The following is a 14,387-nucleotide window of genomic DNA, read 5'->3' on the forward strand; positions in this document are numbered from 1 at the left end:
AAAATGATACTTGTAAAAAGAAAATATATTTGAGTAATCTTAGGTTAAAACTGTTTTTAAAGACAGGATCTTTTAAAAACCAAAAAACCCAATTCAAAAGAATCGGGTTTTTGATGGTGGTGCCTCCAGGAATCGAACCAGGGACACAAGGATTTTCAGTCCTTTGCTCTACCAACTGAGCTAAGGCACCAGTTGCTTAATTAAGCGGATGCAAATATAAATTCATTTTTAGTATTACCAAAAAGAAAATTGTAAAATTTGATTTTATAAATTTGCTTCTTATTTAAAACGTATGAATCTTATAGTTGACGTAGGAAATACATTTGTAAAGTTTGCAGTTTTTAAAAATGACGAGTTAACTTATAAGGTGGATTTTAAACTGTCAGAGCTCGAAAAGCAATTTAGAAGTTTAAAACATGATTTTCCCAATTTAAATTGGGCAATTGTGTCTTCCGTAGGTCGCTTAACAAAAAGACAACTTCAAACCATTGAAGCAGATTTAAATGTCATAGAGCTGAATCATAAGCTAAGATTGCCGTTTAAAAATCTTTACAAAACGCCAGAAACCCTTGGCTTAGATCGCATTGCTTTAGTAAGTGCTTCAGTGCATCAATTTCCCAACCGTAATGTTTTAGTCATAGATGCTGGTACTTGTATAACGTACGACTTTATTACCAAAAAAAGCGAATATTTAGGTGGGGCAATTTCACCTGGTATAGGATTGCGTTATCAAGTGCTTCATAATTTAACAGCCAACTTACCGTTATTAGAGAAAAGCCAACCAGAAAACATTATAGGTAATTCAACCAAAACTTCTATTCACTCGGGAGTGGTTATTGGAGTTATTAAAGAAATTGATGGTGTGATAAATCAATATAAAGCTGAACATCAAGATTTAACAGTTATTTTAACAGGTGGTGATGCCAATTTTTTGTCAAACCAATTAAAAAATAGCATATTTGCGAACTCAAATTTTCTTTTAGAGGGTTTGAATTACATTCTACATCTTAATTCATAGTAATGATAAAGCGGCTCATTGTAATTTGTATTGCAATTATAAGTTCTAGTGTTTTTGCACAACAAGGTACGGCATCTCCATATTCTTTTTACGGAATAGGTAGTCTTAAATTTAAGGGTACTGTAGAGAATCGTAGCATGGGTGGCATGGGAGTATACTTAGATAGTATTCATCTAAATTTAAGGAATCCAGCTTCATACGTTGGTAAAAATATTGATGCCTATCCATTTGAAGGAGAAAGCAGACCTGTAAAATTTGCTGTAGCTGGTACGACCTCTAATGTTAAGCTCAAAGGAGATTCGGGTGAAATCGATGGCAATAGCGCAACTTTCGATTATATCGCTTTATCAGTTCCAATCGGAAAATTTGGTTTTGGTTTTGGGCTTTTACCTTTTACTTCTGTAGGCTATAAGCTAGACGATATAAATAACAATGATGATATCATTAATAGGTTCAGAGGTGAAGGTGGTGTCAACAGGGTTTTTGCAGGTTTTGGTTATCAGATCTCAAAAAAGCTTGGATTTGGTGTGGATATTAACTACAACTTTGGAAATATTCAAAATTCTGCAATCGAATTTGCTTATACACCAGAAGGTGAACTTATTGAGCTACAAACTAGAGAGGATAGTAGATCCGATTTAAGTGGTCTTAATGTAAACTTTGGATTAGCTTATAAAACCAAGATTTCTGATAAGTTGGAATTATCAGCTACTGCAACTTATGCACCACAGAGTCAGTTGTCGTCTGAAAATGAGAGGTCATATTCAACCATAATTATTAATACCGTTACTGAAAGGGAAGTGACCCTAAACACAATTGAGGCAGATCTTGATGCTCAAAACCTAAGAAACACAAAACTTACCTTACCCTCTAGATGGTCTATTGGAACAGGTATAGGTAGACCTCAATCATGGTTTGTTGGAGCAGAGTACACGCTTCAAAGCACAAGTGATTTTGATAATCCTTTTTACAGTAATGAGGTTTCTTCCTTTGAAAATGCGTCTGAGATAGCGGTAGGTGGTTTTTATATTCCAGACTTTGATGCGTTTTCTGGGTATTTAAAACGTGTGGTTTATAGGGCGGGAGTCAACTTTTCAAATACTGGTTTGGTAGTAAAAAATGAAACTATTAAGCAGTTTGGCATATCTTTTGGTCTAGGATTACCTGTTGGTCAAAGATCCAGTGATCCCTTTTCAAATTTAAATTTAGGATTTGAATTAGGACGACGTGGCACAACTAACAATAATTTAATACAAGAGAATTTTATAAATTTCAACGTAAGTTTAAATTTGAACTCACGTTGGTTTAAACAAAGAAAGTACAACTAACAATAACATAAATTAAGATGAAGACGAGAATTACTATACTACTAGCGGCTCTGTTTGTGAGTTTCAATATTAGTTATGCTCAACAGGATGAAGAGTGCATGAACAATCTATCAATTTTTGATAGTTATGTAAAAACAAAGAAGTATGATGATGCTTATCAGCCTTGGAGCATTGTTCGAAATAAATGTCCAAAATTCAACAGGGCTATTTATGTACATGGTGAAAAAATACTAACACACAAGATTGAGAATTCTACGGGTTCAGATCAAGTGGCTTATATTAATGACTTAATGTTGCTATATGATCAAAGTTTAGAGAATTTTCCATCAAAATACGATTTAGGTGAAATTTTAGTTGATAAAGCTAATTTGGCATACAAATACAGAAAAGAGCTTAATAAAACCGATCAGCAATTGTATGATATGTTTGATAATGCTTATGTAAAGGATGCTAAAAACTTTACAAGTGCTAAAGGACTGTATACTTATTTCTCATTAGCAGTAGACTTATTTGATGCCGGTAAAAAACCAGCGCAGGAAATGTTTGATAAGTATGACGACGTTAACGAAATCATTGAAAACTTAATTGCTGGTTACACGACAAAACTAAACAAGTACGCGGCGAAAGAAGAAGCAGGTGAGACTTTATCTAAAAAAGAAAATCGTTACAAATCTAGCTACGAGTCTAATATCGAGGCATTTGAAAATCAGATTCTAGGTAGTATGGATAAAAAGCTAGGTGATAGAGCAAATTGTGATGTTTTAGTACCACTGTATGAAAAAAATTATGAAGATAATAAGGATGATCGTATTTGGTTACAGAGAGCAATGAACCGAATGTATGCAAAAGGCTGTAAGGAGAGCCCTTTATTTTTAAAGTTAGTACAACAAAAAAATAGCCTTGAGCCAAGTGCAGATACATCATATTATTTATACCTGTTAACAGGGGAACAGAAGTATTTTGACCAAACCTTAGAGTTAGAGGTAGATCCTTTGAAAAAGGCAAAGCTTTACAAAAAGTTAGCTAACGAATTAAAGTCTAAAGGAAGTTATGGGAAAGCGAGACAATACTATATGGAGTCTTTGAAATTGAATCCTTCAGATGGTTCACCTTACTTATCTATTGCGTCTATGTATGCTAAAAGTGCCAATAACTGTGGTGATTCTAACTTTAACAAAAGAGCGGTATTTTGGTTGGCTGCCTTAGAAGCAGAAAAAGCAGGTAGAGTTGACGGTCGTTTAAGATCTGCAGCTGCTAAATCTGCAGAAAGCTATAGAGCTAGTGCGCCATCTAAATCAGATATTTTTACTGAGGGTAATTCAGGACAGACCATTAAGATAGGATGTTGGATTGGTCGCTCAGTAACGGTACCGAGTATTTAATGATTGTAAAAGATTTACATATTATAAAACATTTAGTCACAGCTTTTGCTGTGACTTTGTTTTTTTCATGTAATAATGATTTTAGCGATGTACAAAAGGTTGGGGTTCTTCAAAATCAACCCATAGGAGAAGCTGAGAATATAGATTTAAAATATACTGAGTTTATCGATGACTCTGTGCGTCTAAAAGCAAATCTAATTAGCCCTAAAATGCTAGATTATTCTAATCGGGATTTTGCGTTTTCAGAGTTTCCAAAGGGTATCATTTTAAAGGTATATGATGAGGATGGGAATATGACAACAATAACCTCACGCTATGCTATTTTTTATACAGATACCGATGTTATAGACCTACGTGAGGATGTGACCATTACCACCCATCAAAACGAAAAATTGGTCACCGAACAGTTGTACTATAACGAAAAATTAGAATGGGTGTTTACCAATAAGCCATGGGTATTTCAGCAAGCAGCGGGGCCAAGGTATGGTAATGGATTTGACTCTGACAAGGACTTTAAAAATTTTCAGATGTTAGAAATGGGTGGAGATTTCGAACTCGATAATTAACTATCTTTGCTGTCTAATTAATTAGATAATCTCATCATGAAAATCTTTAAAATATTTCAATACGCCTATATCATCTTTGCGGTTTTATTTCTTTGGGACGCTATAGAGAACTGGTCTGTAGATCGAAGCAGGTCTTATATGTCTTTGTTTTTTGTGGCTCTTGCTATATTCATGTTCTTTTTTAGAAAGCGTTTTGCACAAAGGTTTCAAGACAGAAATAAGGATTAATTTATGACTTTAGATATAGTCATTATAATTTTAACACTCATTCTTTCAGCTTTTTTTTCAGGAATGGAAATTGCTTATGTGTCTTCCAATAAAATTCATATAGAGCTTGAGAAAAAGCAAGAGGATTTCCTTGGGAGGATATTAACCAGACTTACTGAAAAACCTTCAAAGTATATCGCAACCATGCTTATTGGTAATAATATAGCATTGGTTATTTATGGTTTAAAAATGGGAGATGTACTCGTACATTGGTTTCAATCCATGCTGCCATCAGAGCATGCCATTTTAAACTATCTTTTTTATGATTTGCAATTGCTAACGCAAACCGTTATTTCAACCTTCGTTATTTTGATTACCGCAGAGTTTTTGCCAAAGGTGTTTTTTCAAATTTACGCTAATTCCCTAATGAAGGTTTTAGCGGTGCCAACTTATATATTTTATGTGGCCTTTAGTTGGGTTTCGGATTTTGTACTTTGGATTTCCGATGCAGTTTTAAAATACATTTTTAAGGCTAAAGATGAGGACGTTGCGCTGGCCATGACCAAGGTAGAACTTGGTAATTACATTAGTGAGCAGATGGAGTCTGTTGAAGACCACGATGAGGTTGATAGTGAAATTCAAATATTTCAAAATGCACTGGAGTTCTCAGAAGTAAAGGCAAGGGAAGTGATGGTGCCTCGCACTGAAATAACGGCTGTAGATATCTCTGAGTCAATTGAAAATTTAAGGCAGTTATTTATTGAAACAGGACGAACAAAAATTATAGTTTATAAAGATAATATTGACGATATTTTAGGCTATGTACATGCTTTTGAGTTATTTAAAAAACCTAAAAGTATAAAGCCGATTATTATTCCGGTAAGTTTTGTGCCCGAAACCATTCTTATTAAGGATGTACTGAATATATTAACAAAAAAGCGGCAAAGTATTGCAGTGGTCATTGATGAGTATGGTGGTACATCCGGTCTTATGTCTGTTGAAGATATCGTTGAAGAACTTTTTGGTGAAATTGAGGACGAGCACGATACGCTAGAAATGATAGAGGAACAGATAGATGAGGATACTTACAGATTTTCTGCAAGGTTAGAAGTAGATTATATCAATGAAACCTATAAACTTAACCTTCCTGAAGGTGAAACTTATGAAACTTTAGGCGGACTAATTGTTAACGAAACTGAAGGTATTCCAGATAAAAACGAAGATATAATGATAGATAATTTTAAGTTTACCATAGAGGAAGTATCTTCAACAAAAATAGATATTGTAAAGCTCAAAATACTCGAGATAGATTAAAGGTCTCACTAGCTTACAAAAACTATACTTCTCCTTTTATTATTTATTAGAAAGTACTATTTTCGCAGACTTATTTATACGAAAAATTTAAGAAATGGCGATTTTAAATAAAATTAGACAGCGTTCACTAATCTTAATCTTAGTCATAGCGCTAGCATTATTTGCTTTTGTTATACAAGGTGTTATTGACAATCCAAACGCATTTTCAAACTCTCAAGGTGTTGTGGCTAGTGTAAATGGCACGGATATCGAGGTGAATGATTTTCAGCAAAAGGTAAAGAATTATCAAGATCGAGCTGGTGGTAGAATTTCTTCAACTCAAGCAATGAATGCCATCTATAATCAGGAATTAAGAAAGATTATTTTAGATGACGAGTATGAAGCACTTGGTCTTTCCGTGGAAAAAGATGAGATGCGTGAGTTGCTTAAAAATAGTTTTCAATCGTATCCAGAATTCCAAGATGCTAATGGAAATTTTGATGTGAATCGTCTAAATGCATTTATTAGTAATCTAAAGGATATTAGTCCAGATTCAGCACCTCTAACTTCTGGTGGGCAGTCATTTAATATCAATTATGATATTTGGACTAACAATGAGCAATCTATTGCTTCTAATGCACTTCAGCAGAGCTACTACAATATGATCAAGGCTGGTGTTAGCACCACTATAGGTGAAGCTAAGGACGAATATATGGCAGATGCCAAAAATGTCGATATTCGATTCGTTCAGATTCCTTACACAACTATTGCAGATAGTTTAGTAGAAGTTACAAAGTCTGATATAAAGGCATACATAAAAAACCATGAGGAAAAATACAAAGCAGATGCGAGCAGAGAAGTGGTTTATGTAGAATTTAAGGAAGAAGCTTCAAAAGAAGACGAAGACGCGATCAAAGCGGAGTTATTAAAATTAAAAAAGGACAGAGCTGAGTATAATGAGAGTAGCGGTAATACAGATACCATTCCAGGATTTGATACCGTGAAGGATGTAGAAGCCTTTGTTAATTCTAACTCTGATATTAAATATAACGACACGTTCTTAAGAGTTGCACAAGTTCCTGGTGTGGCGAAAGATAGCTTGATGAAATTAGAAGTTGGTGACTATTATGGTCCTTACAAAGATGGTGAGTACTTTAAGCTTTCAAAAATGATAGCTAAGGAACAGATGCCAGATACTGTAAAAGTAAGACATATCTTAATTCCTTATGCTGGTGGTCAGAGAGCAGATGCTTCTGTAACTAAAACACCAGAAGAAGCTAAGGCTACAGCAGATAGTATTTTAGCAAAGATTAAAAGCGGTACAAAATTCTTAGATCTATTAGACTTATCATCTGATAAAGTAAGTAATGAAAAAGATGGGGAGATTGAATTTGCTTATAATGCAGGGATGGCGCCAGAGTTTAAAGAATTTTCTTTTGATAATAAAGAAGGTGACATTGATGTAGTAGGGACGTCTTTCGGCTATCACGTAATTGAAATATTAGAACAAAAAAGTTTTAATAATGCTTATAAAATAGCAACTATAGCTAGAAAAATTGAGCCGTCAGATCAAACATTACAAGACATCTTTAATAAAATGTCTAAGTTTGAAATTGCTGCAAAAGATGGTGATTTTACTGAGTTGGCTAAAGAACGCGAATTAACTTTAAAACCAATTACGTTTAAAGAATTGGATGAAAACATTCCAGGTCTAGGAAGTCAGCGACAAGTGGTCCGTTGGGCTTTTGAAGAAACAACTGATGAAGGAGATTTTAAAAATTTCCCAATTTCAGGTTTTGGTTTTATCGTAGCAAAATTAGTAGAGAAAAATGAAGAAGGTTTGATGAGTGTAGAAGATGCTTCAGTAACCGCGCTACCAGAAATAAAGAAGCAGAAGAAGGCTGAAATGATTGGTGCAAAAATTAAAGCAACATCAATAGATGAGATTGCAAAGAACCAAGGTCAGAGTCCTAAAACAGCAGCAGCCTTAACTATGAAAAACACAACATTGGCTGGTGCTGGTGTTGAGCCAAAGGTTATTGGTGCGGCGTTTGGTCTTGAACAAGGAAAGACATCTAAACCAATTGATGGCGAAAAAGGAGTTTACATAATAGAGGTCACTAAAGTAACCGAAGTTACAGAATTAGATAACTACACCTCAATAATGAACAGGTTAAACACTACCAAACGTGGTGCTGTTCAAGGCAAAGTTTACCAAGCATTAGAAAAAGCTGCAGATATTGAGGATAACAGGGCCAAAACAGTTTACTAAAAGAAAAAAAATAGACTTATATTAAAAAGGCTTTACAGAAACGTAAAGCCTTTTTTAGTTTAATACCATTTCAGAATAGGGAATAACGGTCTCAAAACCTTTGGATTTAAAATAGGTCGACGGATTGCTTTTAGAGGTCACCAAAACAAAATCACCTCCCCAAGCACCTAGGCTTTTAACAGAGCCTTCAAAATCCTTAAATAATTTAGATTTTATAGGTTCTTGATGTATAATCTCGGCTACAAGATGCTCATGTTGGTCCAATAAGACTTCAAAATCATATAAAGTTTTTGTAGTTATCAGCTTTTCTGTGATAGCCGTGATATCTTCTAATATGCTATCATTTACTCTGTTTAAGGTTTTATAAGTCTCAATACCCTCTCGGCTATTTTGTTTTTTGTTGAGATATACAAAGTAGAGCTGATTTTTAAAAGAAGGATCAAAGGCAACAGGATTAACTATCGGGTGTTTAGCGTTACTCAACTGAAATGTTATTGAAGTTTTGTGTTGGGCACAAGCAATATCATATCCACTACCTCCAAAGGTTTTTTCTAGAAGTCTATAGGCATCAATATTTGCCCATTGGGCAACATTGTTTATTAGTGTAGAAGAAGTTCCTAGCCCCCAGGTTCTTTTAAAATCTAGATGAGTTGAAACGTTATATCCACTTCCGGTTTTTAAAAAATCTGGATTTAATGCTTTGGCTGCCTCTAGAATTTGCATCAGCCGAATAGCAATGGCATTTTCATTCTTATTTTGATTCAAGATGTTACTATCATCAAAAGCAAAAGCTTCCGCAAACCAAAGGTTACCATTTTCGTCATAACTTTTCCAATCCAAAATAGTTCTTTTGGTACGTTCAACTGTTAAGCGTTGGCCGTATTTAGTAGGTATCGCTAGGGCTTTTGCTCCATCCAAAACCACATACTCGCCAGTAATTAAAAGTTTGCCGTTGCTACAGAAAGTCTCCATTAGCGTCTAATTTTTTCAATAGCCTCAACAACAGCGCTATGCGTTACGATATGAGTTTTAAAATGTTCTATTAGTTTTTCTTTTTCTGTGGTAGTTGCTCCAAACTGATTTAAAATATTTAGTAAATGCATTTTCATATGTCCTTCTTGAATGCCAGTGGTAGTTAAGGACTTAACTGCAGCAAAATTCTGTGCTAAGCCTGCAACAGCAACAATCTGCATTAATTCTTTGGCCGATGGATTTTCAAGCATATCTAAAGCAAACTTAACCAAAGGATGTAAAGTGGTTAGGCCGCCTACAGTACCTAGGGCTAATGGGATTTCAATCCAAAATTTAAAGACACCATCTTCTATAGAGCAATGCGTAAGACTTTTATATGAACCCTCTTTTGCTGCATACGCATGCACTCCAGCTTCAACGGCTCTAAAGTCATTTCCGGTAGCTAAAACAACAGCATCAATGCCATTCATAATCCCTTTGTTATGAGTTACCGCTCTATAAGGTTCAATTTCAGCAATATTTATGGCTTGTTTAAATTTTTGGGCAAACAGTGATGGACTAGAGATATCCTTGCTCTTTAAATCTTCTATAGGACAAGAAACTTCTGCTCTTACCAAACAGTTGGGAACATAGTTAGAAAGGATACTCATTACAATATCTAGCTGACCTTCTAATTTATGTTCGGCTTCTTGTTGAAAGGTTTTTGCAAATTGCTCTAAACACGAATTTATAAAATTGGCACCCATGGCGTCTAACGTTTCAAACGTAGCATGCAGTTGATAATAGTATTCTAGGTCTTCGGTTTTTGGTCTTAATTCAATATCCAGGATGCCACCACCCCGACGTTCCATGTTTTTGGTAATGTCTTTGGTGTCTTCAATGAGTTTTGGCTTTACATTTTCAAAAAACGATTTTAAGGCCTTAAAGTCCCCATCGTAGGTAAAATGCACCTGACCAATTTTTTCTGTGGAAATAATCTCAGCATTAAAACCGCCTCTATCTAGCCAAAATTTCGCTGCTTTACTTGCAGCAGCAACTACAGAGCTTTCTTCTATAGCCATTGGTATCGTGTACAACTTTTGGTTTATTAAAAAGTTTGGAGCTACACCAAGCGGCAGATAATAATTCGTAATGGTATTTTCTATAAACTCATCGTGTAATTTCTGAATAGTTTCATCGGTATTCCAATATTGCTCAACTAGGTTTCTTGCGGCTTCCTTGTCCGAAAAATATGTATCTATAAGCCAGTCAATCTTTTCAGATTTAGAAAGCTTTGAAAAACCAGAAATTGCGTTTGGCATAGGGCTATTAAATTTAAAATGCAAAGATACTTAGGATTGCTATAAAATGGGCGTCTATTCTATTATTATTGCCGATTTACTGTTAATAATGCCTGATTTTTGCATATTTTTTAGTAAACTTGACCTTGCTTTATTGAAAAAAGATTTACATGAAATTGAGATACGTCGTCGCAATCGTCGGATTCCTAACAGCCACATTAATTTATGGTCAGGATAAGCAAATTACACTTGAAGAGATATGGAGTGGAGCTTTTAGAACAGAAGGCATGCAGGCCTTGCATTCCATGAAAAATGGAAAGCAGTATTCGGTGTTAAATTATGATAGACAAAGTGGAACATCTTCTATTGATATTTACGAGTATAAAACTTTAGAAAAAATTAAAACCTTGGTGTCCTCCTCAGATATAGCGGAGATTCAAGGTTTTTTTGATTATACCTTCAGTGACGATGAGACCAAGGTCATTTTAACCACAAATGAAGTGCCTGTTTACAGACGCTCTAGACTAGGGGAATATTATGTTTATGATCTCGAATCAGGGCGTATAATAAAAGTGTCAGATCAATTGGTGCAAGAGCCAACCTTTTCACCGGATGGCCGTAAAATAGCTTATGGTTTTGAAAATAATCTCTACATCAAAGACTTAGAGTCAGGCCTAGTAACTCAGATTACCCAAGATGGTGAAAAGAATAAAATCATCAATGGAATTACAGATTGGGTATACGAGGAAGAGTTTAGTTTTGTTAGGGCATTTGATTGGAACAATGCTAGTAATCAAATAGCGTTTATTCGATTTGATGAAACTGATGTCCCAGAATTTTCAATGGATGTTTATGGTTCTGGATTATACCAAACACAACAAGTATTTAAATACCCAAAAGCTGGAGAAAAGAACTCAGAAGTATCCTTGCATTTGTATGACTTGCAAACTGGGAAGCTAACAGAATTAAAGGTTGACAAAGCCTATCAAGACTTTTACATTCCTCGAATAAAATGGACCAAGGATGCCAATGTATTAAGTGCTCAGTACATGAACAGACATCAAAATGAACTAGATCTTTGGATGATAAATACTAAAACAAGGACTTCTGATTTAGTATTGGCAGAAAGGGATAAAGCTTACGTAGATGTCACATTTAACCTAACATTCTTAAAGGATAATAGTTTTATTTGGACGAGTGAGAAGGACGGTTACGATCATATTTATCATTATGATAACGATGGGAAATTGATCAGTCAAGTTACCAATGGTCAATGGGAAGTAACGGACTATTATGGATTTAACGAAAAAACCAAAACCATTTATTACCAATCTACAGAAAATGGTTCTATCAATAGAGACGTTTATGCGATTGATTTAAATGGCAAGAATAAAACGCGATTGTCAATGCGAGAAGGGACTAATAGTGCATCGTTTAGTGCAGATTTCACTTATTTCATCAATACGCACTCGAGTTCAACCTCACCACCAGAATATACCTTACATAATGCTAAAAATGGTACTCTTGTTAAGAGTATAAAGGACAACGATAGATTAGCCCAGAAAATAGGTGATTACGTCACTTCTAATAAAGAATTTAGTACCATTAATGTCAATGGTAACGACTTAAATATGTGGATGATAAAACCGGCTAATTTTGATAAGAACAAGGAGTATCCCTTATTTATGTATCAATACTCTGGTCCTGGTTCGCAGCAAGTGGCAAACCGATGGAATGGTGCCAATGATTACTGGTATCAGATGTTGGCACAACAAGGTTATATTGTAGTGTGCATAGATGGTAGAGGTACAGGATATAAAGGTGCTGATTTCAAAAAAGTGACTCAAAATGAATTAGGGAAACTAGAAGTTGAAGATCAAATAGAAGCTGCTAACAAACTTGGGTCCTTACCGTATATTGATGCCTCTCGTATTGGTATTTGGGGATGGAGTTATGGGGGATTTATGAGTAGCAATGCTTTATTTAAAGGTAATGATGTATTTAAAATGGCCATTGCTGTAGCACCGGTTACAAGTTGGAGGTTTTATGATACCATTTATACAGAGCGTTACATGACTACGCCAGAAGAGAATCCAAGCGGGTATGATGATAATTCGCCAATAAACCATGTGGATAAACTAAAAGGCGATTTTTTACTAATCCATGGAACGGGTGATGATAATGTACATGTGCAAAACACCATGCGAATGGTAGAGGCTTTAATACAGGCGGACAAGCAATTTGAATGGATGATATATCCAGACAAAAATCATGGTATTTATGGTGGAAATACGCGATTACATCTGTACAAAAAAATGACGAATTTTATCCATAGGACATTAGGTGATAAGATTGAAGAGAATAAAACGCAAGAAAAGGAAACATCAAAAATTAAAGGCTAACAAACAAAAAACTAACTAATTAATTAACACAAAAATTATATGTCAACAGCAATCAAACAACCGCATCAAAAGGAATTATTTGGGCATCCTGTAGGTTTATACGTTCTATTTTTTACTGAAATGTGGGAACGTTTTTCCTATTATGGAATGCGAGCAATTTTAACCCTATATATGGTCGCCAAAACAACAGATAGTAATGCTGGTCTTGGTTGGGATAATGGTAGAGCACTTGCACTATATGGCTGGTACACCATGCTGGTTTATGTGGCTTCTATACCTGGAGGTATAATTGCTGACAAAATATTGGGTCAAAAAAAATCGGTAATGATTGGAGGCTGGCTTTTAGTTGCGGGTCATGGTATTTTATCAATAGAACAAGAATGGGCATTTTATACAGGTTTACTTTTAATCGTTTTAGGTGTGGGTATGCTAAAACCAAATATTTCTACCATGGTTGGTGGTTTATACAAGCAAGGAGATATTAGGCGAGATAAAGGGTTTTCAATCTTTTATATTGGAATAAATATTGGTGCAGCAGCAGCCAGTTTAATTGTTGGAATAGTTGCCGCTGAATATGGATGGCATACAGGGTTTGGACTTGCAGCTATTGGTATGGTACTCGGTCAGTTAGTGTATCTCGCAGGTCAAAAATATGTAAAACATGTTGGTAATGCGCCCTCAAAAGAAATTGATCAAAAGGATTCTGTTTCCATTGGTGTAATCTTCCAACGAATGTTTAGTACTACAAAAACTTTAGTTGTTTTTAGTCTTTTAGTAATCATTTCTGTAGTGATTCCTCAATTATTTATGGATAACGAAATTCTTAACTATACAATTTTCTTTGTCTTCTTATCCTTAGTAGTTGGATTTATGATAACTGTTTTTGACGATCTCGATAACCGAATTGATAAAGATAGATTTGTTGTACTTCTACTATCATTTTTAATCGTAATAGTTTTCTGGGGAGCCTTTGAACAAGCCGGAGGTTTGATGAACATCTACACGGAACAAAAAACAGATCGTATCATTGCTGGTTGGGTAGTGCCTGCTGCAATAATGCAATCATTTAACCCAATCTATATAATTATTTTCGGTATTCCAGTAGCTTCATTTTGGGCCTGGTGGAAAAATAGAAAAAAAGAATCATCTTCAATTTTTAAGATGGCTACTGGAGTTATAATAATGGGATTAGGTTTCATTTTTATGGTTGGTGCCTCTTTACAATATGAAGAGTTGGGGAAATCAGCATTATATTGGTTAGCGCTGGCCTATTTGTTCCATACTTTGGGCGAATTATGTGCCTCCCCAGTTGCGTTATCCTTTATAACTAAGCTAGCTCCAGTGAGATATGGAGCTTTAATGATGGGTGTTTACTTTGCTGCTACAGGATTAGGAAATAAAGTAGCTGGAATTATTGGTGAAGGTGCCTCAGAAGCTGGTGAATTGACGATTTTTACTGGTATTACAATATTCTGCGTGGTATTTGGGATTTTGGTAATATTAATGCTAAAACCTTTAAAGCGTTTGACTCATGGAGCGGAGGACAACGAACATGAAATGCTAGAGACGGAAAAATACGAATTGGCAGATCCTGATATCAATAACTAAAAATATTACCCTTGTAAATTTAGATTTACGAGGGTTTTCTCTACTAACTAAACATTTTA

The 14,387-nt window shown here is 35.0% G+C and carries 11 protein-coding genes and 1 tRNA gene; 9 read left to right on the forward strand and 3 right to left on the reverse strand.

The window, feature by feature from the left end; genetic code table 11:
- Nucleotides 1-114 precede the first annotated feature (114 nt).
- Nucleotides 115-190 (reverse strand) — tRNA-Phe (locus ACFQ1K_RS01100).
- Between the two features lie 102 nt (nt 191-292).
- Here ACFQ1K_RS01100 and ACFQ1K_RS01105 point away from each other — a divergent pair.
- From ACFQ1K_RS01105 to ACFQ1K_RS01135, 7 genes are all read left to right on the forward strand, one after another.
- Nucleotides 293-1,018: a type III pantothenate kinase gene (locus ACFQ1K_RS01105; protein ID WP_320555675.1), complete on the forward strand. Its 726-nt coding sequence runs from the start codon at nt 293-295 to the stop codon at nt 1,016-1,018.
- A 2-nt stretch (nt 1,019-1,020) separates the two neighbouring features.
- Complete coding sequence (locus ACFQ1K_RS01110) at nt 1,021-2,346, forward strand: hypothetical protein (protein ID WP_320555674.1); 1,326 nt, start codon at nt 1,021-1,023, stop codon at nt 2,344-2,346.
- Nucleotides 2,347-2,363: 17 nt separating this feature from the next.
- A complete protein-coding gene (locus ACFQ1K_RS01115) occupies nt 2,364-3,728 on the forward strand; it encodes a hypothetical protein (protein WP_320555673.1) in 1,365 nt (454 codons plus the stop codon).
- On the forward strand, nt 3,728-4,294 hold the full coding sequence (gene lptC, locus ACFQ1K_RS01120; RefSeq protein ID WP_320555672.1) for an LPS export ABC transporter periplasmic protein LptC: 567 nt from the start codon (nt 3,728-3,730) through the stop codon (nt 4,292-4,294). The genes ACFQ1K_RS01115 and lptC overlap by 1 nt, the downstream gene beginning before the upstream one ends.
- A 36-nt stretch (nt 4,295-4,330) precedes the next feature.
- The gene (locus ACFQ1K_RS01125; protein ID WP_320555671.1) at nt 4,331-4,522 is read left to right on the forward strand and encodes a hypothetical protein; all 192 of its coding nucleotides are present in this window, start codon (nt 4,331-4,333) and stop codon (nt 4,520-4,522) included.
- A 3-nt stretch (nt 4,523-4,525) separates the two neighbouring features.
- On the forward strand, nt 4,526-5,815 hold the full coding sequence (locus ACFQ1K_RS01130; RefSeq protein WP_320555670.1) for a hemolysin family protein: 1,290 nt from the start codon (nt 4,526-4,528) through the stop codon (nt 5,813-5,815).
- 94 nt (nt 5,816-5,909) lie between these two features.
- The gene (locus ACFQ1K_RS01135) at nt 5,910-8,066 is read left to right on the forward strand and encodes a SurA N-terminal domain-containing protein (RefSeq protein WP_320555669.1); all 2,157 of its coding nucleotides are present in this window, start codon (nt 5,910-5,912) and stop codon (nt 8,064-8,066) included.
- Between the two features lie 54 nt (nt 8,067-8,120).
- Here ACFQ1K_RS01135 and ACFQ1K_RS01140 read toward each other — a convergent pair whose 3' ends face one another.
- Nucleotides 8,121-9,038 carry a GYDIA family GHMP kinase gene (locus ACFQ1K_RS01140; RefSeq protein ID WP_320555668.1) on the reverse strand — a complete coding sequence of 306 codons (918 nt, stop codon included), beginning with the start codon at nt 9,036-9,038 and terminating at the stop codon, nt 8,121-8,123.
- Nucleotides 9,038-10,339 carry a hydroxymethylglutaryl-CoA reductase, degradative gene (locus ACFQ1K_RS01145; RefSeq protein WP_320555667.1) on the reverse strand — a complete coding sequence of 434 codons (1,302 nt, stop codon included), beginning with the start codon at nt 10,337-10,339 and terminating at the stop codon, nt 9,038-9,040. The genes ACFQ1K_RS01140 and ACFQ1K_RS01145 overlap by 1 nt, the downstream gene beginning before the upstream one ends.
- A 149-nt stretch (nt 10,340-10,488) precedes the next feature.
- On the opposite strand from ACFQ1K_RS01145, the gene ACFQ1K_RS01150 reads away from it, so the two are divergent.
- Together ACFQ1K_RS01150 and ACFQ1K_RS01155 are read left to right on the forward strand one after the other, a co-directional pair.
- Nucleotides 10,489-12,720 carry a S9 family peptidase gene (locus ACFQ1K_RS01150; RefSeq protein WP_320555666.1) on the forward strand — a complete coding sequence of 744 codons (2,232 nt, stop codon included), beginning with the start codon at nt 10,489-10,491 and terminating at the stop codon, nt 12,718-12,720.
- 39 nt (nt 12,721-12,759) lie between these two features.
- Complete coding sequence (locus ACFQ1K_RS01155; protein WP_320555665.1) at nt 12,760-14,328, forward strand: peptide MFS transporter; 1,569 nt, start codon at nt 12,760-12,762, stop codon at nt 14,326-14,328.
- The last annotated feature ends 59 nt before the right edge of the window (nt 14,329-14,387 follow it).

This window comes from Winogradskyella aquimaris (assembly GCF_042676105.1).
Taxonomy (GTDB): domain Bacteria; phylum Bacteroidota; class Bacteroidia; order Flavobacteriales; family Flavobacteriaceae; genus Winogradskyella; species Winogradskyella aquimaris.